Source organism: Streptomyces eurocidicus, assembly GCF_002891295.1.
In the GTDB taxonomy this organism is placed as follows: Bacteria; Actinomycetota; Actinomycetes; order Streptomycetales; family Streptomycetaceae; genus Streptomyces; species Streptomyces eurocidicus.
On the sequence record NZ_LGUI01000011.1, the window covers coordinates 235169 to 257810 of the forward strand.

A 22642-nucleotide genomic window follows, 5' to 3' on the forward strand; every position below is an offset into this window, starting at 1 on the left:
GGTGATCGCGGCCGTTGGACCGGACATGGCATCCGTACGCGCCGAGACCCAGCCGGCCAGCGCCCGGTGACCGCTCGGTGAGGCGCCGGAGGGCGGAGACGGATACGGGGCAGGCCCCGGAGCGGTGGTGTGCGCTCCGGGGCCCGCTGCTGCTCATAGTGCTCACGTGGCGGAGCCCTGCTCCGGCTCGGTCACGCTGTCGTCGTGCCGTACGCGGGAGGGCAGACCGCGTTCACCAGCCCGGCGGGCGTGGCCGCCGTCCCCGGCGCGCCGCCTCCGAGATCCACGAGGCGGCCGCCCGGTCCGTACAGCGGGACCGGCCCGCGGCCGGGGTGACCGCCTGGGGCAGGCCCGGAGGCCGCAACGCCCCGTAGTCCGTGAACCGTACGACCCCGCACGCGCGGCACCGCGCCTCACCGCCGTCCTGCGCCCACCCCGCGAGATGCGGGCACGCGCGCGTCCGGACCGCCCTCACCCCGCGCCTCCCCCGAGCATGTGCGCCGACCGCCAGTGGCGCCGCTGGGCGACTAGCGCGTCCCCCGCCCGGACCTCGTCATCCCCTTCGGCGGCCGCCCGCCGCGCGGCGTCCAGCTCGGCGCACTCGCCACAGCCGTACGCCGGACGGGGCCCGGCGGGCCAGAGCCCGGCCGCCTCCCGCTCCTCCCTCGTGGCCAGCCGCAACGAGGTGAACGGGACCTCCCACTCCAGCCCGCCGCCGGGCTTGCGCAGTTGCACGCGACCGCCCGCACCTCCGATCACTTGCGCGAGCCGTCCCTCACGGGTGTCCACCACGAACGCGCCGTTCCTGTACGCCATTGCCCCACGCCTCCCTCACGTCGACCGCCTCAGCCGATTACACGATGGGACCCCACAGGGTGGGGCGCAACCTTGCACTCCAACCTTCATTCGAGTGAGTGAAGGTGGGCACAGGTCCGAGGAGTTGCGATCGGTAGAGTCGTTCGCGAGAGGCGGTGATCACATGGCGGGCGCAACGCCAACCCTGCTGCGTCGACGGCTCGGGGAGATCCTGAGGACGATGCAGATGAGGGCGGGCCTGAACCTCGCCGACGCTGCGGAATTGCTGGGCCTGTACGGGGCCCCGACGCTGAGCAAGATCGAGAACGGCAAGCAGCGGCCGGACCTGGAACGCTTCCTTTCCGCGTACGGGATCGACGACCCCGCAGAGATCGCAGAAACCCGGAAGATCGCAGAGATCGCCTCAACCAGTCGCCAGCAGAGTCTCTTCGCGCAGTACAAGGACGCGATCCGGCCGCGCTTCGCCGACTTCATCGAGCTGGAGCAGTTAGCGGTGGGCACCGACGCCTACGCGGCGCTCGCTGTTCCAGGATTACTCCAGACCCCTGAATACGCCTTTGCCATCATCGGAGGCAGCAACACCTGGCAAACAAGTCGCGAGGTAAGGGCATTCACCTCGCTGCGCATGAAACGTCAGGAACTCCTGACATCCGACCAATTCACGCTGCGATGCGTGCTGGACGAGGCGTGCCTGAGGCGGGAGGTGGGTGGCCCCGCGATCCTTCGTGGACAGCTAGAACACCTGATGTCCCTCTCCCATCAGGCGAACATCGAACTGCAAGTCATCCCGTTCAAAGCAGGGACGCACAGTGGAGTCGACGGCGCCTACACACTCTTCCGGTTCGAAGTCGGCGACCCCGTCGTGGCCGTGGAACCGCTCACGGCTTCCCTCTACGTTGAGAAGGATGACCAGGTCGCGCGCTACGCCGCCGCGTGGGATCGCCTAAGGGCTCAGGCGCTGGACCCCGAGTCCTCCCGCGACTTCATCGCAAGGATCGCCAAGGAGACACGGTGAGGTTCAAGAGGAGCAGCTACAGCTCCACCCAGGGCGAGACGTGCGTGGAGATCGCCCTTCCGGAGGACATACCCGCCGGCCCCATATTCATACGCGACTCCAAACGTCCCACCGGCCCAACCCTCCTCATCCACCCCGCCGCTTACACCCGCTTCACCCAGGCCCTCAGACAAGGCGCCCTGGGGCCCGATAACCCGATGACCTGAATTCCATAGTTTCTCGCTCCGTATAGCGAAGTCTCAGCCGCGTCCGGGACAATCCCACGTAACGGACGTTCACCTGCTGGGGGCCGCGATGACTCAGAGCAGCAGCGAGAAGAGAACCCCCCTCTGCATCGCCCCCTTCGTCTCGCTGGCGACCTGGGCCGACGGCGAGACGGTCATCTGCTGTGAGGACAAGGGGCCGACGGCCGGTCGCCTCGGGCACGTCGGCGACGTCTCCGAGCTGGTCAACAGCGAGAAGATGCGCTCCGCCCGCAAGCAGTTCATGCGCGGCGAGGTGCCGCCGGGCTGCCGGGCGTGTCTCGGTGAGGCGGCGCACCAGCCGACCGTTCACAACTACTACCAGGAAAGCTTCCGCTGGGAGGACGTCGCGGGGGCCTATGACGAGATGACGGGCAGGGTCGGCGAGACGCGGTATCTGCTGATCGCCCTCAGCAACCTCTGCACGTACAGCTGCCGGATGTGTTTCGACAAGCTCAGCACCCGGCTGAATTCGGACCGGCACCGGATGCTGGGCGTGGAGCCGATCGGATACCGGCGCAACGACATCGACAAGGTCATCGACTTCATCCGGGCGAACCCGATCGAGATCATCACGTTCCACGGCGGCAACCCCATCAACGAGCCCCGGTTCATGGACGTGCTGAACGCGCTGCCGAGCGAGGCGACCGTGGAGATCATCTCGAACGGCTCCACGATGGTCTCGGGGAAGACGGACATCCGCCCGCACCTGGCCCGCTTCGAGCGGGTGCATTTCAACATCAGCCTGGACGGCACGCGGCGGACGACCGAATACGTGCGCGTACACAGCGACTTCGACGCGGTGTACCGCCACTTCACCGAGGTCAAGGCGCTACCCAACGCGACCGTCAATCTGCACAACACGATCACGAACCTCAACCTGTTCGACCTGCCGTCGTACTACACCATGGTCATGTCGGGGCAGTTCGCCGAGGCCGACTCGCTCTCCAGCTACATCGCCACGCAGCCGGCCGTCCACCGCGTCTCCACTCTCCCGCCGGAGCTCAGGCGGGAGGCCCGCGACCGCATAGAAGACCTCCTGTGCGCGCTGGGCGACGAGGACGGGCCTCCGCCGACGGACGCGTTCGGCGTCAAGGCGACCAGGGTGCGGGCGTACGCGCGGAACGTCCTCCGCTGGATCGACTCGGTTCCCTATTCCCCGCGTCTCTTCACCGAGTTCCTGGAACTGACCCGGAAAACGGATGCCTTCTACGGGTTCGAGCCACTGCCGGAGTACAGCCGCTACCTCGCCTCGGGCGCGCCCGGCTCCTCGGAACCGGACCGGTCCCGGGCGGCCACGCCCTCACCCATTCCCCGGCTTGTCGCTCCCGGTGCGGGAGCGGCGAAGGGAGTCGTCGTGTCGCACATCGCCCCCGAGCCCGTCGAAGACCCCGCCGCCCTCGCGGGCCCCTGCCCGTACACGGGTGAGCGCGCGTTCCAGGTATCCGAGTGCATTTTCCAGTGGACCGCCGCCTACCGGCAGAACTGCACGGCGGTCACGGTACGGATCCAGCTCAACCCGGACTCGAACGTCACCGCTGCCGAGATCGCGACGCTGCGAACGACGTGGGAGAACGGCATCGAGAACAAGTGGAACCAGAACTTCATCTGCACCGGGCCCTACGGCAGTTCCATCATCACCTTCGACGTGCAGTTCGTGACCTCCAGTCCGCACCACGTCGTCCGGGTACGCCGAGGACCCGCCCGGAGCAATATGACGCTGTGGGACACGTCCGACTCCGGCGACGACATCGCGCACGAGTTCGGCCACATGCTCGGCAATCCGGACGAGTACGTCGACGCCTCGTGCCCGAGCCGTAACCCCGTCAACACCGGGACGGTCATGGACGTCGTCGCCGGACCGGCGGTGCAGCGCCACGTCAACCGGATCTGTGTCTCGGCGCCGCTCGCGCCCGAGGTCTTCTCGATCGGCCTGGACCTCATCTAGGCCCGGAATCCAGGCCCGGAATCCAGGCCCGAACGCTTTATGACGAGGACGACATGAGGGTAATCATCGAGTCATTCACCCGTCCCGACATCGCGCGTATGAAGACCGCGGTCGCACGGCTGGCCGACGGGCCGGCGGAGGCCGCCGACGACGTGACGATCGAGCTGTACGCGTTCGGCGGCTGCCCGGGACAGCGGGTCGAGTTCCGGGCCTCCATCCCCTCGCGGGGCGAGGCCGAGGTGTCCCATGCGGACGAGCTGCAGGGCATCGACGAACGGTTCTCGGCCGCGGTCCGCCCCGAGGAGCTGGCGGCCCTGGGGCGGCACCTGGACGTCGAGAACCTGATGGACCTCCCGCCGAACGCGGACGAGAGGTACGTACCGGGCTCGCTCGTCGGGTCGGTGACCATCACGGCGGGGAACGCCCGGATCACCCTGCGGTTCCCCCTGGAGGACGAGGATCCCCCGGAGGGCGAGGAGACGGCGATGAGGATCGATCCCGGGCCGATCCCGTTCGTGCTGCGGGCCTCGATGGCGCCCCCGAGCGTCCGCCCGGCCCTCGCCCAGCTGGCGGCGGTCGTCAACCGGCTCACCGGCCGCTCGTAGGCCCGCCGCCCGATGCAGGCCATCCACGTCAACTCGACCCTGCCGTCCGTGCCGTACCTGGGGCGGGCGAAGGGCCCCGACGGCTATCGGGTGGAGGACTTCGAACTCCTCACGACCGTCCTCTCGGCGGCCGCCTGGCGCCGTTTCAACGGCCCGGTCAAGCTGTACACCGACCACGTCGGGGAGGCGTACTACCGGCGGCTGGGCATGACGGAGCTGTGGGACGGCGGCATCGACACGGAGGTGCTGGAGTCGCTGCCCTCCGCCATCAGCCACGACGTGTTCTGGACCGCCGGCCGCGTCGCGGCCCTCCAGGCGGAGACGGCGCCCTTCGTCTCGCTGGACACGGACCTCGTCGTCTGGGGGCCCGTCGACGCCCTGATCACCTCGGATTTCATGGCACTGCACTCGGAGCCCCTGCACCACGGTGTGTACAAGCCCCGAGGCGAGCTGAGCACACCCTCCGGTTACGTCTGGGAGGAGTGGGACTGGGACGCGCTCCCCTGCAACGCCTCGCTGACGTACTACGCGGAGGACCGGCTCACCAAGATGTTCCACGCCAAGGCGATGGAATTCATCCTGGAGAACCCGATCCGGCGGGAGGCCGAGGCCCGCCTGCCCGTCCACGACGTGTTCGTCGCCCAGCGGCTGCTGCCGATGTGCGCGCTGAGACTGGGGGTGCGACCGGCGTACTTCCTCGACTGGCCCCGGCCCGAGCGCAACAGCGAGACGATGACCGGCGGTGGGAGGAACCGGCTGGTCACCCATGTCTGGGCCTACAAGAGCGCGCTCAAGAGCGACCCGGACGCCCGGGAATCGTTCTGCAGGCGGTGCGTGGCCCGGATCCGTACCGACTACCCCGAGCTCGTGGGAATGCTGCGGCACATTCCCAGCGTCCGGCGGTATCTGTCGTGAGGCGGTGCCTGTCATGAGGCGGCCGCTGTCCGCGGGCCGTGGCGGGAGGCGGGCGTGAAGGCGATCCACGTCGTCTCCACCCGGCCGGCCACGAACTACTACGTCTCGCGAGCCGGGGACTCCCCTTACCGGCAGGAGGACTTCGAGATCCTCACCACGGTCCTGTCGGCTCTCGAATGGCGCCGGCACAACGGGGTGATCCGGCTCTACACGGATCCCCCGGGCCGGGAGTTCTACGACCGGCTCGGGCTCCTGGGCCTCTGGGACGGCGGGGTCGACGCCGAGCTCCTGGACACGGCGTCCCGGACGATCAACTGCGACGTCTTCTGGTCCTTCGGGAAGATCGTGGCCCTGCGGCGGGAAGAGGCGCCGTGCTGCGTCATGGACGTCGACCTCATCGTCTGGGAGGACATCCGGCGGCTCGTCGACGCGGAAGTGATGAGCCTGCACGAGGAGTCACTCGCGTTCCCCGCCTACCTCGGCCGCGACCGCCTCGTCGCACCACCCGGATTCGACTGGAGCGGCCTGGACTGGTCGGCCACCCCGTGCAGCGCCGCGCTGCTCCTCTTCACCGAGGACGCGTTCAAGGACGCGTACGCCGACCGGGCGCTGTCGTTCATGGCGGGCAACCCGGTCCGGTCGGAGCCCGACGGGGCGCTGCCCGCGCACCCGGTCTTCGCCGAGCAGCGGCTGCTGCCCATGTGCGCGAAGGCGAGCGGCGTACGCATCGGTTCGTTCCTGCGGGACTGCACGGGTGCCGAGCTGTGGTCCGGGCGGCGGAACACAGCGTTCACCCACCTGTGGAACGCGAAGACGCTTCTGCACCACGACCCGGGGAAGCGCGGGGAACTCTGCGCGAGGTACGCCCGCCGGATCCGGCGGGACCACCCGGAATTCGCGGAGGTGCTCGCGGGGTCCGAGCTCCTCCGGGAACACTTCCGGACGGCGGACGGGCTGCCGCACGCGTAGCCCGTCGGGGCCGCCCCCGGCCCCCCACGGCCCGGGGGTGCCCCGCGGCACGGCCGGGGGATGCCCTGCGGCACGGCCCGGGGGTGCCCCGCGGCACGGCAGGGCCCCGCCGGGAGCCCGCCGGGAAAACCCCGTGCGCCCCCGCCCCGCGCCCTGTTACCGTCCCCGGCATGAAGCGCGCCCGGATGGCCATGGCCATCGCCGTCCCCCTCGTCCTCGTCATGACGACGACGCCGGAGAGTGTCCCGGCGCGCTGACAGATGTCCTAGTCCGAAAGCCCCGGGGCGAGTGCCCCGGGGCTTTCGCGTGCTCCGGGCGCCTCGTCCCGGTGACCGCGAGGAGAACGCCATGCACGACCACCGCAGACTCGGCCGTGAGCTCGGCCTGTTCGACACCGACCCGCTGATCGGGGCCGGGCTTCCCTACTGGCTGCCCGACGGGGCGGCCGTGCGGCACGCGCTGGAGGAGTACATCCGCGCGGCCGAGCGGAAGGCGGGCTACCGGCATGTGTACTCGCCCGTGCTGGGCAAGCGCGAGCTGTACGAGATCTCGGGGCACTGGTCGCACTACAGCGACGACATGTTCCCGCCGATGGACCTCGGCGGCGAACAGGTGGTGCTGCGGCCGAGCCTGTGCCCGCACCACGCGCTGATCTACCGCTCCCGTTCGCGCAGCTACCGTGAACTGCCCCTGCGCATCGCCGAGCTGGGCGGCATGTACCGCTCCGAACTCTCGGGCGTGCTCGGCGGGCTCACCCGCGTACGGGCCATCCAGCTGAACGACGCGCACATCTTCTGCACCCTGGAGCAGGTCGCCGAGGAGGCGGCCGGCGCGCTGGAGATGATCCGGCGGGCGTACGAGGCGCTCGGGATCGTCCCGGCCCGCTACCGGCTCTCCCTCCCCGGCCCCGGCGGCAAGTACGTGGCGGCACCGGAGCTGTGGGAGCGGTCGACCGCGCTGCTCACCGATGTCCTGGACCGCTCCGGGCTGCCGTACGAGGCCGCCGAGGGGGAGGCCGCGTTCTACGGGCCCAAGATCGACGTGCAGGTCGCCGACGGGGCGGGGCGGGAGTCCACCCTGTCGACCGTCCAGGTCGACTTCCACCAGCCCGAGCGGTTCGACCTGCGCTACGTCGGCGCGGACGGCGCGAAGCACCGGCCGGTGATGGTCCACCGCAGCGTCATCGGCAGCGTGGAACGGGCCGTCGCCCACCTCGTGGAACAGCACGGCGGCGCGTTCCCCGCCTGGCTGGCCCCCACCCAACTGGCCGTCCTGCCGGTCTCCGAGGCACAGGTGCCGGAGGCGGAGGCCGTCGTACGGCGGTGCGTGGAACTGGGCCTACGGGCGGAGGTGGCCGGTCCGGAACACGGCGGCCTGGGCGCGCGCGTCCGCCGGGCGCGGCTGGTCCCGTACCAGGCCGTGATCGGCGCGAAGGAGGCCGCCGAGGGCCTTCTCGCCGTACGGCTGCGCGACGGCCGCCGCCTCGCGCCACGGCCCGCCGAGGAGTTCCTCGCGGCGGTCGGCGCGCTCGTCGGGGCCCACAGCACCGCGCTGTGGGACGGGGACGACCGCTCGTAGCGTACGGCGGGGCGGGGCCGGGCGGCCCGGCCCCGCCGTACGGCGACCCATCCGCCGGCTGTCAGGCGCCCGCGCCGGAGACCGCGGACATGGTCTTCTTCGCCAGCTCGAACACCGGCAGCATGCTCTGATGCTCCGCCGTGTCGAACCCCCGGAGCTGTATGACGGCCACGCCCTTGGGGGTCGTCAGCGCGAGTGCCCGCTGCTGCCGGTCCTCCCGCAGCTTGGGGCTGTTGAGCTTGTAGACGATCTCCACCGCCGGGAGACCGCCGACCTTGATGTCCTTGTACGCGCTCTCGACGAGGTACTGCTCCTCGGCCATGAAGGTTTCGAGCACCTTCCGGGGGGACGAGTCCGTCGCGGGACCGGTCCACACCAGCATCCTGCTGATCACGCGTTCCTTGGTGTCGAGCTCGCAGGTGCCCTTGAGGGACTTGTGCTCGGTCACCGACCCGAGGAAGGCGGCGTCGCCCGCCGACATCGACTTCGCCGTCCAGCCCTCGGCCGTCTCGAACGACATGGGAAGGTCGCACACCGACCCGGCGTCGCCGACCCTGGTGCCGCTGCCCCGCCCGGACTCGGCGCTCGGCGCCGAGGACGGCGCCGCGGACTTCGACGGCTCGGCCTTCCCGGCGGCTTCGGCCTTGTCGGTCTTTCCGGCCTTGTCGTCGCCGGAGGCGCAGCCGGTGAGCACACCGGCCATGAGCGCGGCGGACACCAGACCCCCTGTGATTCTGCGCATAAACCTTTCCCTGCCGATTACTTAAAGAGAAAGGAAAGTAGCCCGGCAGGCCAAGGCGGTACAAATCGTTATTTCCGGTTGTTCGCCCGTGGTTGCCCCGGCGGCGGCCGCGCGCGTCGCCGCCGGCCCGGGCGCCCTCGCTCGGGGCGCCCGGGCCGCCGCCGCGCGCCTCAGCCGAACTGCACGCTGCGCGGGATCGCGCCCCCTTCGAAGCTCTTCGCCATCCCCGGTGGGAGCGTCGCGACGACCGCCGACTCGCAGTCGCCCGGCTCCGTGTAGAACGTGGCCTTCGCGCCCGTGCCGTTGTCCGCCACCCGGGCGCCCTCGACCAGAAGGCGGCACTCGCCGTTCTGCGGGTTGTCGAAGACGTACTCCTCACCGTTGGTCGAGGTGTAGCTGAAGGTCCCGGAGGCGGCCTGGGCGCTGGTGGTCAGGCCGGTGGCCAGCACGAGCGCGGCTCCGGCCGTCACCGCGAACCGGCCCAGGCGTGTGAGCGTGTGCATGAACGTCCTCCCCGGCGGGCCGGTGCCCGCTCCCGCTTCGACCGCGCCGACCGCACCCCGGCCGCAGGGGGCGCCGCCGCCCCGCGCGGATGGTTCGCCATAGATCTGGCACGAGGTAAGGCAGATAAACCGCTTTACAGAGGATCCATACGAGCAATCCACCCGCACCAGCGACACGATGAACATTCATTCGCCACAACCGGCCGAGGAATGCCCGCGAACGCCCGCGGGACGACGGTGAGCCCCGGGGGCACCCGGATGCCGCCGGATCCCCCGGGTGCCCCCGCGTCCGTACGGCCCGGCATCATGAGCACCATGCGCACCCGACCTGTGCTCGTCTACGACGGCGACTGCGGCTTCTGCACGACCTCGGTGAACCTCGCCGAGAAGCATGTGCACCCCCGCTGCTCCGTCACCGCCTGGCAGTTCGCCGAGCTGGACGCCCTGGGTGTCACCCAGGAGCGCGCCGAGTACGAGCTGCTGTGGATCACTCCGACCGGGACGGTGTACGGCGGCGCCCAGGCCGTCGCCAAGCTGCTGCTCAGCGCGGGCGGCGGCTGGGCCGTGCTCGGGGCCGTGCTCAGGCTGCCGCCGGTGCGCTGGATCGCCCACGGCGTCTACCGGCTGGTGGCGGACAACCGGCAGAAGATGCCGGGCGGCACGGCGGCCTGCGCGCTGCCGGCCGCGCGGCGGCCGGGAGCGACGGGGTCCTGACGACGTTCCCGGGCCGGACCGGCGGGCGGCCGGTCACGCCGCCACGGGCCGGTGGCAGGCCCGTCACACCGCCACGGCCGCCGGCGGCACCGGGCCCTGCGCCGCCCGCTCACCCTGCAACGCGGTGAGCTTGAGCACGAAGAGGCCGGCGAGCACGGCGGCGGCGATGTCGGCGATGTCGGCGACGATCAGCACCCCCGTCGCCGCCCTGATCGACTCGAACTTCTGGGCCACGCCGTACAGCCGCTCGCCGATCCAGCCCAGGAACGTCGTCGCGATCCACAGCCCCCACCACGCGTTCAGACCCGCGCGGGAGACCTCCCGGGGCACGCCGTCCGGCGTGTACGGGAGGCTGGCGTCCCAGATGTCGTTGGCGATCTTCTTCGGGAACCAGAGGTTGACGACCGGTACAAACCAGCCGCCGATCGACCAGCCCCGGGACATCCGGTGACCGCCCGGGGAGAACACCTCCGCGTTCACGCGCACCCGGCGGAACCACAGCACGAAGAGGACGGCGGCGGCCAGGTTGGCGGCGAGCTGGGCGACGGTGACGGCCGACTGGAGGGCGTCGGCCCGGTCCAGGTCGCTCATGGACACGGACTCGATGCCCCCGGCCAGGACCTGGTTGATCAGCCCGAGCATGGTGAAGCCGGAGTAGAGCGAGACGACGTCGACGACCGCGCAGACGGCCAGCAGGGCGACGGTCGCGAAGGCGAGCCCGCGGGGCGAGGAGAGGTAGGCGCCGGGGGCCGGGGCCGGGGCGTACAGCGGCACGGGGCCCTGGGCGTACGCGGGGCTCTGTGCGTACGCAGGGCTCTGGGCATACGCATTCTCAGGCGGCGGGCCCGGTGCGTACGCCGAGCCCGGTGCGTACGCGTTCTCGGGCGGCGGCACCCCCACCCCCGGCCGCTCCCCCGCCCCCGGCCGCTCCCCGGCCTGCCAGGCGCCCAGCCCCAGCCGCTCCCCCTCGCACCCTTCGCAACGCGCCGATCCCTGCATCGCCGGTACCGCCCGACAGTCCGAGCACCACACGAGACGAACCCCTCCCCCAGAATCTCCGTTCGATTTCCGGAACCCTGACCGCTGTACGGCCGTCAAGGTTGTACGACGTCTTACGGACCTCCCCGGCGATCCACCACATTCCGACCGCCGGGATCACGCCATTTTCCCGACCCGTGCGATTCGTCCGGGCGGCCGCCGGGCGACCGGAATGCCGACGTTGGGGCGGGTGTTGGAACCCGTACGCCCTGCCGGGGCGGCACAGGACCCTCCACACCACCCGTAAGGACGACGACCGTGGCAACCGGCCTCTCGGACGACCTGAAGACGTACCTCGACGACTCGCGGGCCTTCGCGACCGTGGCGACGCTCCTGCCCGACGGACGGCCGCACCTCACGGTGGTCTGGGTCAAGCGCGACGGCGAGGACCTTCTGTTCTCCACCACGGTCGACCGCCAGCAGGGCAGGAACCTCGCCCGCGACCCGCGCGTCACCGTCCTGATCAACCCGCCCGAGAACCCGTACACGTACGCGGAGATCCGCGGCACCGCCACCGTCACCCCGGACGGCACCCACGAGCTGCTGAACGAACTCTCGGTGAAATACACGGGCCAGGAGTACGCCGCGTTCAACCCGGCCGCGAAGAACGACGGCGAGCGCGTCGTGGTGCGCATCACACCGGTCAAGGTCACCGGCCGCCTCTGAGGCCGGGCCCCGGGGAATTCCGGCGCGCCGCCCGGACACCGCCGGAGGGAACGCCCCCTCCGGCGGCCCGGCGCGCCGCTCGGCGGGGAAATGCACCCCCACGCGTCGGGTAATATTGTTTCCGCGACGCCGACCCGTGGAATTGCCCACAGGAAAGCCGAGCACTCGTAGCTCAACGGATAGAGCACTTGACTACGGATCAAGAGGTTGCAGGTTCGAATCCTGCCGAGTGCACAGCGACCAGAGGCCCTCAGGAGAAATCCTGAGGGCCTCTGCCGTATGCCCGGGCCGCGGTCTACGGGCGCCAGACGTAGCGGACGTCCGGTTCCCGTTCCTCGTTCGTGGAGCCGTCCGTGTGCTCGGCCCGTACGAAGCCGTGGCGTTCGTAGAAGCGGTGGGCCGGGGTGTTGATCTGGAAGGTCCACAGGTCCAGCCCGGCCGGGAAGCGTTCCTTGGCCAGGGACAGGAAGCGGTCGCCCAGGCCCCGGCCGCGCCAGGCCGGGGCCAGGTAGAGCTGGTCGACACGGCCCGTGCCGTCCCCGGCCAGGACCAGCACGCCGACGATCTCCCCGGCGCCCGCCTCCGCGACCCAGGTCTCCCGCTCGGGGATCACCACCTGGCGGAAGTAGGCGCGCACCTCGTCGTCCGAGTGGGCCCGGCGGACCGTCGGCAGGGCCGCGTCGTACGACCGGAGCCAGACCTCCGCCGCACCCCGGGCGTCCGGGGCGCCGGCGCGGCGGACGGTCACGGCCGGGAGCGGGGGCCCGTCGTGCGGGTTCGCGGTGTCGGTGTCCATGCCCCGCACCGTCTCAGGACCCGCCTCCCCCGCGCACCTCCTTTCCCCGCCCGCCGGCCGGGAGATCGCCCGGACGCCGCCTCCTGGAGGACGGATTCCGCCCTACATCCCTTCTACGCTCGCCCCATGACCGCCCGCCCCCGCGTCTCCGACGACCAGCGCCGCGCCCGCCTCGCACGGCGGCACCTCCTCTCCCCCGGCCACCGCGCCGCGTCCGTCGAGGACGTCGCCGACGCGCTCGTGGGACTGCACGCCACCGACGCCGCGACCGTGTACCTGTCGGCGTGCGCGCGGCTGGCCGAGCCCTCGCACACCGAGGTGGAGCGGGCGCTCTACGAGGACGTGACGCTGGTGAAGCTGCTGTCCATGCGGCGCACGATCTTCGCCGTGAGCTCCGGCCTCGCCCCGTACGTCAGCTCCTCCACCGCCCACGCGATCGCGGTGCGCGAGCGCGCCCAGTTCGTACGCTTCCTCCAGCAGGGCACCGAGGGCGGCTGGGACGAGCGGCGGCTCGCGCGGACCGAGCGGGAGGTGCTGGACGCGCTCGCCGCGCGCGGCGAGGCGACCACGGCCGAGCTCGCCAAGGACGTCCCCGCCCTGCGCGAGACGATCGCGGTCTCGGTGGGCAAGCCGTACGAGTCGCGGCAGAGCGTCGGCAGCAGGCTGCTGCGGCTGCTGGCCTCCGACGGGCACGTACGCCGTGGCCGCCCGCGCGGCTCGTGGACCAGCAGCCTCTATCCGTGGGCGCCCGCACCGCGGATCCCGGAGATCGACGTACGGGAGGCGAAGGCGGAGCTCGCCGGGCGCTGGCTCGGCTCCTTCGGGCCCGCGACGGAGGCCGATCTGAAGTGGTGGACGGGCTGGACGCTCGGCGACACCCGCAGGGCGCTGGCCGACGCGGGCGCCGTCGAGGTCGAGTTGGCCGGCGGCGCCACCGGCCACGCCCTGCCGGACGACCTGGACGACGTCCCGCCCGCCGGGCCGTGGGCCGCCCTGCTGCCCGGCCTCGACCCCACCCCGATGGGCTGGCGCGGCCGGGACTGGTACCTGTCGCCGGACCTCGTGCCCGCGCTCTTCGACCGGGCCGGGAACGTCGGGCCGACGGTGTGGTGGGACGGCCGCGTCGTCGGCGGCTGGGCCCAGCGCGCGAACGGGCGCATCGTCTGGCGGCCGCTCGCGGACGTGGGGCGCGAGGCGGCCTCCGCGATCGCCGCGGAGGCCGCCAGGCTGGCGGAGTGGGTGGGCGACGTACGGGTCACGCCGCGCTTCCGGACGCCGCTGGAGCGGGAGTTGGTGCGGTGAGGGGGGTGGTGGGGTGAGCGGAGGCCGGTGCGGTGAGCGGGGGTGTTCGGGTGGCGGGGGTGACGGGGGTGACGCCGTCGGCCTGTCGGCCCGTCGTTCCGCCGCCCCCCGTCCGTCGATCCCGGCCGCCGGTCACATCCGTCGATCCCGGCCGCCGGTCCCGTCCGTCTGCCCCTGCCGCCGGTTCCGTCCACCGGTCCCGGCCGCCGGTTCCCCGTCGCCCGCCTCGCTCCGTCACCCCTTCAGCTCAGCGCCCCCGCGCCCCCTCACTCCCCCATCACCTCCGACGCCCGCATCCCCCGCTCCGACGGCTGCTCCCCGTACGGCTTCGTGATGAACTCGATGACACAGGTGCCGCCCGGGTCGCGGACGTAGACGCCGCGCCCGTCGTAGTCGTGGTTGATCTTCCCCTCCTCCGTCAGCATCGGGTCGGCCCAGAACGGCAGCCCGCGCTCCGCGATACGGGCGCGGACCGCCTCGAACTCCTCGTCCGTGACGAGGAAGGCGAGGTGGCTCAGGTTGATGTCCTCGGCCGGGATCATGGAGTCGGCGAAGTCGACGCCGACCGAGTTGGACGTGGTGACCTGCGTGAAAGGGCCCCAGTCCAGGGGCGCCTCGGACGATCCCGACAGCCAGGCCAGGAAGGCGCCCGTCTCCCGGCGGTCCTTGACGTGGATGATGATGTGGTTCAACTCGTGGGACACGGTGGTCCTTTCTTCGACTCTTCGACTCGCTCCGTCGGGCGCGAGTGGTGTCAGGGGTTCCTACCCCGCCCGCCGGGCAGGGCTAAGGCGCCCAGGGCCGCACACGCGGTGAACGCGGCGGCGGTCAGCAGGGCCCGGCCGTATCCGGCGGTCAGCGCCTGCTGGAGTTCATGGGGCCGCCGGACCAGCCGGGCGGCCGTGGTGTGCGAGGCGACGGTGGCGAGCACGGCGAGGCCCAGCGCGCCGCCGACCTGGCGGGAGGTGTTGACGAGGCCGGAGGCCAGCCCGGCCTCGGACGGTTCCGTGCCGCTGGTGGCGGCGACCATGGCGGGCATGAGGGACAGGCCGAAGCCGAGTGACGCGAGGACGAACGGCCCGGCCACCTGGCCCGCGTAACCGCCGCCCGCGCCGATCCGGGAGAGCCCCACGAAACCGGCGGTGCTCAGCGTCATCCCGGCGACGATCAGCGGGCGTGGCCCGGTGCGGGCGACGAGGCGGGTCGCGATCCGCGCGCCCACGATGATGGCGAGCGACCCGGGCACGAAGCACAGACCCGCCTGAAGGGCGCTGAACGCGAGGTTCTGCTGGAGGTGCAGGGAGAGCAGGAACCACATCGAGAACCCGGCCCCGCTCATCGCCATCACCAGCGGATTGGCGACGGCGAGGCCACGGTGGCGCAGGATCGCCAGGGGTACGAGCGGATGGGCGACCCGGGACTCGATGACGACGAACCCGGCCAGCAGCAGCACCCCGGCACCGACCGGCACCCAGGCGCGCGGGGAACCCCAGCCGTGCGTCTCGCTGCTGATCGCCCCGTGGACGAGGGCGGTCAGGCCGGCCGTGGCCGTGAGGGCCCCGGGCAGGTCGAGCCGGCGCGCCCCGCCCCGTTCGCCGCCCGCCGCCGGTACGTACAGGAGCGCCGCGGTCAGCAGCGCGGCGCCTATGGGGACGTTGACGAACAGCACCCAGCGCCATCCGGCGTACTCGGTGAGCACCCCACCGACGACCGCGCCGACCGCGCCGCCGGCCGCCGTGACGACGCTCCAGGCGCCCATCGCGCGGGCCCGGGAGACGGGTTCGGTGAAGGTCCTCATGATCAGCGCGAGGGTGGCGGGCGCGAGGAACGCGGCGCCGACGCCCTGGACGGCGCGGGCCGCGACGAGCGGACCGCCGGTGGTGGCGAAGCCGCCCACCAGGGAGGCGACGGTGAAGGCGATGACGCCGGCCAGGAAGGCGCGGCGGGTGCCGGCGAGGTCGGCCGTCCGGCCGCCGAGGAGCAACAGCCCGGCGAAGCCGAGGGTGTAGGCGTTGACGATCCACTGCTGGCCCGGTGCGTCGAGGCGTAATCCGGCGCGCATGGCGGGGAGCGCCACGTTCACGATCGTCACATCGAGGATGACCATGAACTGAGCGGCGCAGGCGAGGACGAGGATCGCGGTGGCGGACCGGGGCCGGTTCGCGGCGGGGCCGGTTCCGAGCGTGGTACCGGGCGTGGCTGTGGGGTTGTGGTGGTGGTTCCCGGCCGGCGTCTGCGACGGGTCGGCTCTGCGCATGGCGGGCACGTCCTCACGGCTGAGGGCACGACGGGGGGCGCCGCGGTGCGGCGGCACCCCCCGAAATTAGAGGCACTCCAAAAATGTAGCACCTCTAATTCTGCTGGCCGGGCGGCTATCCTGGAGCCATGACCCCCGCCGCCCGTACCGACACCGCGCCGGCGCCCCGCGCGCGGACCTCACCCCGCGCGACCACGCCCCGTGCGACCACGCCACCCGCGACGCCGCCGCCCACGAGCGCGCCTCCCGCTACCACGCCGCCCTCGACGGCCGGTCTGCGCGAACGCAAGCGGGAGCGCACCCGCCGCTCGATCGCCCAGGCGGCCTTCCGGCTCTTCGCGGAGGACGGCTTCGACGCCGTGACGCTCACCCGGATCGCGGCGGCGGCCGAGGTGGCCCCGGCCACGGTCTTCACGCACTACGCGTCGAAGGAGGACATCTTCTTCGGCCGCCGCGACGAATTCGAGCCGAAGGTGACCGAGGCCGTGACCGGCGCCGCCACCGGCGCCGAACTCCTCGAACGGCTGGGCCAGGCCTACGCCGCGGCCTTCGACATCGCCCTGGACGAGGACGCCCTGGACCAGGCCCGGGTCTTCTCCCGGGTCCTGCTCGACAGCGCGGCCCTGCGCCGCAGCTACCACCCCGTCGCCCACCGCCGCCGGCTGCTCCTGGAGCGGCTCCTCCTGGAGCGGTCCGGCGCGCGGGGCGCCGACCCCGCCGTACGGGCCGAACTGGAGGCGTTCGCGGCCCTGGCCAACACGGCGCGGGAGCTGGGCTTCGAAGCCCTGCACGCGTCGCTGGCGGCGGGCGAGCCGGCGGACCGGGTACGGGAGGCGGCGGGGGCGGCGCTGGCCAGGGGGTACGGGAGGGTTGTGCGGGCTTACGGGGGGGCGGGGGTGTTGGACGCCGGGGTGTTGGACGCGGGGGTGTTGGACGCGGGGTAGGGGCACGGGGCGCTCGGGCTCGGCCGCGTGGGAGCCCGGAGCATGCGAGCCCCGCCGCGTGGGAGCCCGGAGCATGCGAGCCCCGCCCCGTGGGAGCCCAGGCGCTCTGCCCCAGCCCCGTGAGAGCCCGGGCGCTCCGGCCCGGCCCCGTGGGAGCCCGGGCGTGCGGTCAGCGCGTCACGTGCCAGCTCAGCGAGCCCGTCAGCCGCCGCCGCAGTTCCGGGTCGCGGACCGCGTCCGTCGCGTCCACGGCCGTCGCCGTCACCACGTGCCCGCGACCGTCCGCGCGAATGCCGAGCGAGGCCGGGGTGACCGCCTTCCGGCCACGGGCGCGGAAGACCTCGCGGCCGTCGGCGTACCACCGTACGACCGCCGTGGCGGCGGACGTCCGGACCTCGACGCGGTCCTCGCGTCCGACCTCCGCGCCCGGCGCGACCGTACCGGTCAGCACGCTCGCGTGCCGGTGGAAGCCCGCGATCATCGCCTCGCGGCCCGGCAGGTTGAACTCGCGGCCGAGCGTCCGCATCACCGAGTTCTCGGTGGGACGGTAGAGACCCTTGGGGTAATACCCGCCGCCCTCGTACGCGCCGACCGCGCCACCGTCCGGCGAGGTCTCCCCCAGCCAGCGGTACCACTTCTTCCGCTGCGCGGCCTGCTCGTCGGCGGGCAGCTTGCTGATGTTGACCTCCCAGGGCTCGGCGCCCGTGTACGTCCCGTACTCGTCGTACTGGTACTCGTCGGCGAGCTTGCCGAGCGAGTGCCCGGTCTCGTGGACGGCGACCTGGTCCGACTTGGGATGGCCGGAGGAGGCGGTGGCGATGCCGTCGTAACCCACCTGCGAGACGACGTCGTTGTAGCCCGCGCCGCCGTACTTGGCGGAGTTGGACAGCACCACGACGAGGTCGGCGGCGGGCGCCTTCGCCGCGTACGACTCGACGCGCCCGGTGTCGACGCACAGCAGCCGCTCGATCCCGTCGCAGAAGAAGGCGGACTTCAGCGCGGTGTCCTTCTCGACGCCCTGCACCGGGTCGCCGGAGACACCGGACTGCCGCGAAACAGCGCTGACCGCCCATACGTTGAAGAGTTTCCGGTACGAGGCGTACGGCTCGACGGCCGAGATCTTCTCCCACTTGACGCGGACGTCCGCGCGGAAGTCGTCCTGCTCGGCGCCGGTGTACCCGTCCCCGACGAAGACGACGTCGAGCTTGGTGGCGACCGGGCCGTTCTCGACGATCGGCGTCACGTCGCCGTCGCCGGGGGCGGAGGGGCGGAGCGGGTGGGGCGGGGTGGGGGATGCGGGGACCGTGGTGTGTCTGGGGTGTCCGTCGGGGCCGGTGAAGTATTCGACGGATTGGGGTGGTTGGGGGTGTTGAGGTGTGGCGGTTGCGGTCGCGGTGGCTGTTGTGGCCAGGATGGCCGTGAGGGCCAGGGCGAGGGGTATTCGTCTGCGCATGGGGGCTCCCGGGGCGGTGATGGGTGCGGCCCAAGGTAGGGAGTTGGGGGGTGGGGGGCAATGTGGGTGGGGGGCCGGTGCGGGTGTGAGGGCCGGTGGTGCGCCTGCGGCGGGCTTTCCCCAGCCCCGCCCCTTCCCGATACCGGGGCTCCGCCCCGGACCCCGGTCCTCAAACGCCGGACGGGCTGAAATCAGCCCGTCCGGCGTTTGAGGACACCGCGCGGCAGCGCGGAAAAGGGGCCCGGGGGCGGAGCCCCCGGTTACGGGAAGGGGCGGGTGGGGACAAAGCCCCGCGCAGCGGCAACCCCACCGCCCCACCCCAGCCCCCTCAGACCTCCCCCTCACCATCCCCAACAACCGATCCAAAACCCGCCCACCCACCCGCACACCGTCATGCTCGAACTCATCCGTCACCCACACCCGCAAACCCCCGACCCCCGAAGCCGTCCGCAGCGAATGCCCCGTGTCCACGAACAGGTCGTCGTGGTAGACCGCCGCCGCCACCGGCACCTCGTTCCGGGCCAGCCGCGCCGCGTCGTACAGCGGCCCCCAGCCCTCCCGTTCCGCCAGGAGTTCCGCGACAGGGCGCAGGGGGCGCAGGGAAGGGTGCGTGTGGAGCATCCAGGGGTGCACGGTCTCGCCCGTGAAGAGAAAACGCGCCCCCTCGTCCGTATGCCCGTCGAACTGCGGGAATTCGGCGCGGACGCGGTCCGCCGACCAGTGCGTCGCGCGCCCGTCCTGGGCATAAATGGCCTCATGGAGGATTGCGTAGAGCGGGCACTGTGCGCGGGAGAGCACCGCGGCGGCCTGCTCGGTGAATGTGTCGGAGAGCCGCGGCCCGGCGGCCGTGGGCACGAAGGCGTCCTCCAGGAGGTAGTGGAGGCGGTGCGAGCCGTCCCCCGCCCCGAGCAGGATGCCGAGCTGCTGGAAGGCTCCGACGGTCAGCAGGGTGCCGTCCGGCAGGGTCTCCTCGTGGTCCGCGAGATGGGTGGCTATGCGCCGGGCGGCGTCCTCGTCCCCCGGATAGCGGGCGTAGTGCGCGAGGGATTTCCGCTCCATGCGCGGGTAGGCGGCACGGTAGACGGTGTCCGGGCCGGCGTCCAGGGACGGCAGCCCGCCCGTGATCAGCACTTCGGCCAGGCCCTCCGGGGCCAGCGACAGATAGGTGACGGCGCAGAAGCCGCCGAAGCTCTGCCCGAGCACGGTCCAGGGCCGGCCGCCGGTCAGCCTCGCCCGGATGTGCTCGCAGTCGCGGACGATGGAGTCGGCCCGGAAGTGGGCGAGGTAGTCGGCCTGCCGCTCGGGGGTGCCGCGGAGCGGCAGCGTCTGGCGGTTGGCGGGCGTCGAGCGGCCGGTGCCCCGCTGGTCGAGGAGGAGGACGCGGTAGTCGTCCAGGGCCCGGTCGAGCCAGTTCTCCCGGCCCAGCGGGCGGCCCGCGGGGAAGCCGGGGCCGCCCTGGAGGTAGACGAGCCAGGGGAGTTCGTCCCGCGCCCGCCGGGTCGCGACGACCTCGCGTGCGTAGAGGCGGATGCGCTCACCGTCGGGGTTCCCGTGGTCGAGCGGTACGTCGAAGTGGTGATCAGTGAGGACGAGCCCCGGCTGACGGACGGTGGCCGGGACGACCGGCGGTGCTACGACGGCCGCTTCGCCGACGGACTGGGGCATGGTTCCATCCTCACGTACGAACAGTTTCTTCACCTGCGGGACACCGATCGCTTGATGCGCACGGCGCAACCTACCGAGGGGCGGCAGTGGCGGAGAACAGCACCCACGGCATACGGGCGGACGGGCCCGCCGGCACCGGCAGGCCCCCGCACTCGGCGACCGGTGTACGGAAACGGCTGGCCGCCGCCCGGCGCACGCTGTCCACGGGCGCGGCGGAGGACGCGGCCGGGATGTTCCGCGCGGCCCGGGCGGACGCGGCCCGGCTGGGCCTGGTGGAGGAGCAGTTCACGGCGCTCCTCGGGCTCGGCGAGTGCGGCCTGGAGACGGGCGAGCTCGCCGAGGCCCGCGACCACTTCGCCGCCGCCGAGGGGCTCTTCGCGGGCGAACCGCTGCCCCGGCGCGTCCCGGCGCTGCGCGGCCGGGCCACCGCCCATCTGCTGGCGGGCGAACTGCGCTACTCCTGCTATCTCCTGGAGACCACCGTCGAGGCGCTGACCGCGTCGGGTACGCACGACGCCGAGGCCCTGATGCACCTCCACACCGCCTCCATCGCCCCCTATATGGACATGGGGGCGCACGCCCGCGCCGTGCACGCCGCGCAGCTCGCGCTGTCGCTCGCGCCACAGGTACGGGACCCGGCGCTGGTCGCCGGCATGCACCGCGGCGTCGCCCGGACGTTCATCGCCGAGGGCCGTATCGCGGAGGCCGACGCCTCCCTCGCCCGCGCCCAGGAGCTGTACCGGCGGCTGGGCGTCCGCACCGACCTGGCCCACTGCCACTGGATGCGCGGCTACGTCCGCTCCCAGGCCGGTGACCTGGAGGGCGCCGAGAGCGAGCTGCGCACGGCCCGCGACATGCTGGCGGCGAAGCGGGCGGTGCTGTTCACCACGCAGGTGGAGGTGGAGCTGGCGGACGTGCTGCGGCGGCGCGGCAAGGCCGCGGAGGCGGCGGAGCTGCTGAGTCCGCTGCTGGCCCCCTCGGCGCTGGGCGCCGAGCGCGGCGCCGTCCACGCGGGCGGCGCGCACCGCCTGCTGGGCCTCATCGCGGAGGAGCGCGGCGAGCACGAGTCGGCGGAGGAGCACTACTGCTCGGCCCTGTCGCTCCTGGAGCGCACGGGCGCGGCGGGAGACCTCGCGGATCTGTGCCGCCTGCTGGGTGACCTGCTGCGGCGTGCGGGGCGGGTGGAGGCGGCTCTGGACGCGTACCGGACGGGGCTGGGGCATCGGGCGGCGCCGGGGACGACCACGTTGGGGCCTGCGCCGCCTTCGCCTCCGTATTGATTGCTTGAGGGGGGTGGGGGTGGCGGAGGGTGCGCCTGCCGGTGGGTGGTGCGCCTGCGGCGGGCCTTTTCCCCTACCCGCCCCTTCCCGAACGGGGCTCCGCCCCGGACCCCGGTCCTCAAGCGCCGGACGGGCTGAGTTTTCCGCCCGTTCCGGGCAACGAATCAGCCCGTCCGGCGTTTGAGGACATTCGGGAAGGGGCGGGTAGGGGAAAACGCCCCGCGCAGCGGCACCCGCACCGCCCCGGCGACAACCCGCCCCTTACCCCCGCCGATACGGCGCCAGCAACCCGTCCCACCCCCGCCGCAACCCCCCGTACTCCTCCTCGCACACCGACGCCCGCTCCTTCGTCAGCACCTCGCCGTCGATGAGGTCGTCGTCCGAGGCCGCGTCGCCGTCCGAGAACTCCGCCCGTGCCGCCCCGTACAGATAGCAGCGGTAGTTCGCCGCCCGGGTCGCGTCCGGTGGGTGTTCCGCGCCCAGCTCGACGTCCTCGGGGCGGGACTCCCGGGCGTACTGCGCGTAGTTGTCGGCGGCGGCCAGCACCGCCTTGCGGCCCTCCGGGCCTCGGGGTATCAGCCGGTAGGCGGCGAACTGGTCGGCGACGTCCTCCTCGCGCCCCGTGGGCGCGAGCTTCAGCGTGTCCACGAGCGCGTGGGCGACCTCGTGGTAGAGCGTCTCGGTGATCACTCCGGCCGTGCGGCCGGCCGGGTCGGGGTCGTGCGCGCTCTCGAACATGGCGCGGACCTCGGCGACGTAGGAATAGCAGAGGGCGATGCGCCGGGTCTCCGGGTCGTACTCGGGGACGTCGCCCTTCTCGCAGGAGCGGCCGGCGATCGTGATCGGCTTCGGCAGGCGGAACGCCCCGCCGACGTCCTCGGCGACCTTCTCGGCGGGCCGGCGGTCGCGCAGGAAGTCGCGCTCGGCGGCGCCGCCCCGGGCCGGTGCCTCGTAGATCACGGACAGGCCGCCGCTTGTGGGGGACGCGGCGGCCTGCGACCGCGTGCCGCCGCATGCCGTCGCCAGGGCGACACACGCCCCGGCCGCCAGGGCGACGCGGGCGCGCCGCCCGAGGCCGGGCGTGCGGGGGCGAGCCCCGGCATGATGCAGCATGGACAACACTCTGCCGGGTGACGCGCCGGAGCGGAATCCGTCGCGGGTCCAAGGTCACCCCCGCCGGTCGGCGGGGGTCGC

At 72.4% G+C, this 22642-nt stretch carries 22 protein-coding genes, 1 tRNA gene and 1 pseudogene; 13 read left to right on the forward strand and 11 right to left on the reverse strand.

The genetic code is table 11. The features are described from left to right. Positions 1-232 precede the first annotated feature (232 nt). Complete coding sequence (locus AF335_RS36755) at positions 233-475, reverse strand: DUF6255 family natural product biosynthesis protein (protein WP_221505299.1); 243 nt, start codon at positions 473-475, stop codon at positions 233-235. Next, on the reverse strand, positions 472-816 hold the full coding sequence (locus tag AF335_RS28910) for a hypothetical protein (protein WP_102921378.1): 345 nt from the start codon (positions 814-816) through the stop codon (positions 472-474). Before AF335_RS28910 ends, AF335_RS36755 begins: the two co-directional genes overlap by 4 nt. A gap of 163 nt (positions 817-979) precedes the next feature. Here AF335_RS28910 and AF335_RS28915 point away from each other — a divergent pair, with 163 nt between their 5' ends. The 7 genes from AF335_RS28915 (at position 980) to thrS (ending at position 8088) form a co-directional block, all read left to right on the forward strand. After that, entirely contained in the window at positions 980-1831 is an 852-nt protein-coding gene (locus tag AF335_RS28915; protein ID WP_102921379.1) for a helix-turn-helix domain-containing protein, read from the forward strand. Then, complete coding sequence (locus tag AF335_RS28920) at positions 1828-2037, forward strand: DUF397 domain-containing protein (protein ID WP_102921380.1); 210 nt, start codon at positions 1828-1830, stop codon at positions 2035-2037. The genes AF335_RS28915 and AF335_RS28920 overlap by 4 nt, the downstream gene beginning before the upstream one ends. An 88-nt stretch (positions 2038-2125) precedes the next feature. Then, positions 2126-4021: a twitch domain-containing radical SAM protein gene (locus AF335_RS28925; RefSeq protein WP_102921381.1), complete on the forward strand. Its 1896-nt coding sequence runs from the start codon at positions 2126-2128 to the stop codon at positions 4019-4021. A 98-nt stretch (positions 4022-4119) separates the two neighbouring features. Next, entirely contained in the window at positions 4120-4626 is a 507-nt protein-coding gene (locus tag AF335_RS28930) for a hypothetical protein (protein WP_184743366.1), read from the forward strand. A gap of 12 nt (positions 4627-4638) precedes the next feature. After that, positions 4639-5541, forward strand: coding sequence for a DUF6734 family protein (locus AF335_RS28935; protein ID WP_102921383.1), 903 nt, complete (start codon positions 4639-4641; stop codon positions 5539-5541). Positions 5542-5595: 54 nt separating this feature from the next. Then, entirely contained in the window at positions 5596-6510 is a 915-nt protein-coding gene (locus AF335_RS28940; protein ID WP_102921384.1) for a DUF6734 family protein, read from the forward strand. A 288-nt stretch (positions 6511-6798) separates the two neighbouring features. Beyond that, entirely contained in the window at positions 6799-8088 is a 1290-nt protein-coding gene (gene thrS / locus AF335_RS28945; protein ID WP_376697810.1) for a threonine--tRNA ligase, read from the forward strand. A 61-nt stretch (positions 8089-8149) separates the two neighbouring features. On the opposite strand, the gene AF335_RS28950 is transcribed toward thrS, so the two are convergent. Together AF335_RS28950 and AF335_RS28955 are read right to left on the reverse strand one after the other, a co-directional pair. After that, entirely contained in the window at positions 8150-8830 is a 681-nt protein-coding gene (locus tag AF335_RS28950) for a lipoprotein (protein ID WP_146045632.1), read from the reverse strand. Positions 8831-9000: 170 nt separating this feature from the next. Then, positions 9001-9333 (reverse strand): hypothetical protein, encoded by a 333-nt coding sequence (locus AF335_RS28955; RefSeq protein ID WP_102921387.1) that lies wholly within the window; start codon positions 9331-9333, stop codon positions 9001-9003. A gap of 315 nt (positions 9334-9648) precedes the next feature. Here AF335_RS28955 and AF335_RS28960 point away from each other — a divergent pair, with 315 nt between their 5' ends. Continuing rightward, positions 9649-10047: a thiol-disulfide oxidoreductase DCC family protein gene (locus AF335_RS28960; RefSeq protein WP_102921483.1), complete on the forward strand. Its 399-nt coding sequence runs from the start codon at positions 9649-9651 to the stop codon at positions 10045-10047. 63 nt (positions 10048-10110) lie between these two features. Here AF335_RS28960 and AF335_RS28965 read toward each other — a convergent pair whose 3' ends face one another. Continuing rightward, the gene (locus AF335_RS28965) at positions 10111-11046 is read right to left on the reverse strand and encodes a DUF4328 domain-containing protein (RefSeq protein WP_102921388.1); all 936 of its coding nucleotides are present in this window, start codon (positions 11044-11046) and stop codon (positions 10111-10113) included. 297 nt (positions 11047-11343) lie between these two features. Here AF335_RS28965 and AF335_RS28970 point away from each other — a divergent pair, with 297 nt between their 5' ends. Both AF335_RS28970 and AF335_RS28975 read left to right on the forward strand, forming a co-directional pair. Then, positions 11344-11751: a PPOX class F420-dependent oxidoreductase gene (locus AF335_RS28970; protein WP_102921389.1), complete on the forward strand. Its 408-nt coding sequence runs from the start codon at positions 11344-11346 to the stop codon at positions 11749-11751. Positions 11752-11912: 161 nt separating this feature from the next. Continuing rightward, a tRNA-Arg gene (locus tag AF335_RS28975) sits at positions 11913-11985 on the forward strand. A 61-nt stretch (positions 11986-12046) separates the two neighbouring features. On the opposite strand, the gene AF335_RS28980 is transcribed toward AF335_RS28975, so the two are convergent. Beyond that, positions 12047-12547: a GNAT family N-acetyltransferase gene (locus AF335_RS28980; protein ID WP_102921484.1), complete on the reverse strand. Its 501-nt coding sequence runs from the start codon at positions 12545-12547 to the stop codon at positions 12047-12049. 126 nt (positions 12548-12673) lie between these two features. Between AF335_RS28980 and AF335_RS28985 the strand changes: the two genes are divergently transcribed. Then, positions 12674-13849 (forward strand): winged helix DNA-binding domain-containing protein, encoded by a 1176-nt coding sequence (locus AF335_RS28985; protein WP_102921390.1) that lies wholly within the window; start codon positions 12674-12676, stop codon positions 13847-13849. A 266-nt stretch (positions 13850-14115) separates the two neighbouring features. Here AF335_RS28985 and AF335_RS28990 read toward each other — a convergent pair whose 3' ends face one another. Next, positions 14116-14553: a VOC family protein gene (locus AF335_RS28990; protein ID WP_102921391.1), complete on the reverse strand. Its 438-nt coding sequence runs from the start codon at positions 14551-14553 to the stop codon at positions 14116-14118. A 50-nt stretch (positions 14554-14603) separates the two neighbouring features. Beyond that, positions 14604-16106, reverse strand: a complete 1503-nt coding sequence (locus AF335_RS28995) for an MFS transporter (RefSeq protein ID WP_102921392.1) — start codon at positions 16104-16106, stop codon at positions 14604-14606. 128 nt (positions 16107-16234) lie between these two features. On the opposite strand from AF335_RS28995, the gene AF335_RS29000 reads away from it, so the two are divergent. Further along, a complete protein-coding gene (locus AF335_RS29000) occupies positions 16235-17050 on the forward strand; it encodes a TetR/AcrR family transcriptional regulator (RefSeq protein ID WP_102921393.1) in 816 nt (271 codons plus the stop codon). A 169-nt stretch (positions 17051-17219) separates the two neighbouring features. Here AF335_RS29000 and AF335_RS29005 read toward each other — a convergent pair whose 3' ends face one another. Together AF335_RS29005 and AF335_RS29010 are read right to left on the reverse strand one after the other, a co-directional pair. Continuing rightward, positions 17220-18851, reverse strand: coding sequence for a M64 family metallopeptidase (locus tag AF335_RS29005; protein WP_342353978.1), 1632 nt, complete (start codon positions 18849-18851; stop codon positions 17220-17222). Beyond that, positions 18834-20168: pseudogene (locus tag AF335_RS29010) on the reverse strand (alpha/beta fold hydrolase); the annotation flags it as partial. The gene AF335_RS29005 and the pseudogene AF335_RS29010, both read right to left, overlap by 18 nt. A gap of 86 nt (positions 20169-20254) precedes the next feature. On the opposite strand from AF335_RS29010, the gene AF335_RS29015 reads away from it, so the two are divergent. Then, the gene (locus tag AF335_RS29015) at positions 20255-21448 is read left to right on the forward strand and encodes a tetratricopeptide repeat protein (RefSeq protein ID WP_244927196.1); all 1194 of its coding nucleotides are present in this window, start codon (positions 20255-20257) and stop codon (positions 21446-21448) included. 261 nt (positions 21449-21709) lie between these two features. Here the strand turns inward: AF335_RS29015 and AF335_RS29020 are convergent, their stop codons facing one another. Beyond that, entirely contained in the window at positions 21710-22561 is an 852-nt protein-coding gene (locus AF335_RS29020) for a DUF4344 domain-containing metallopeptidase (RefSeq protein ID WP_102921394.1), read from the reverse strand. Between the last annotated feature and the right edge of the window lie 81 nt (positions 22562-22642).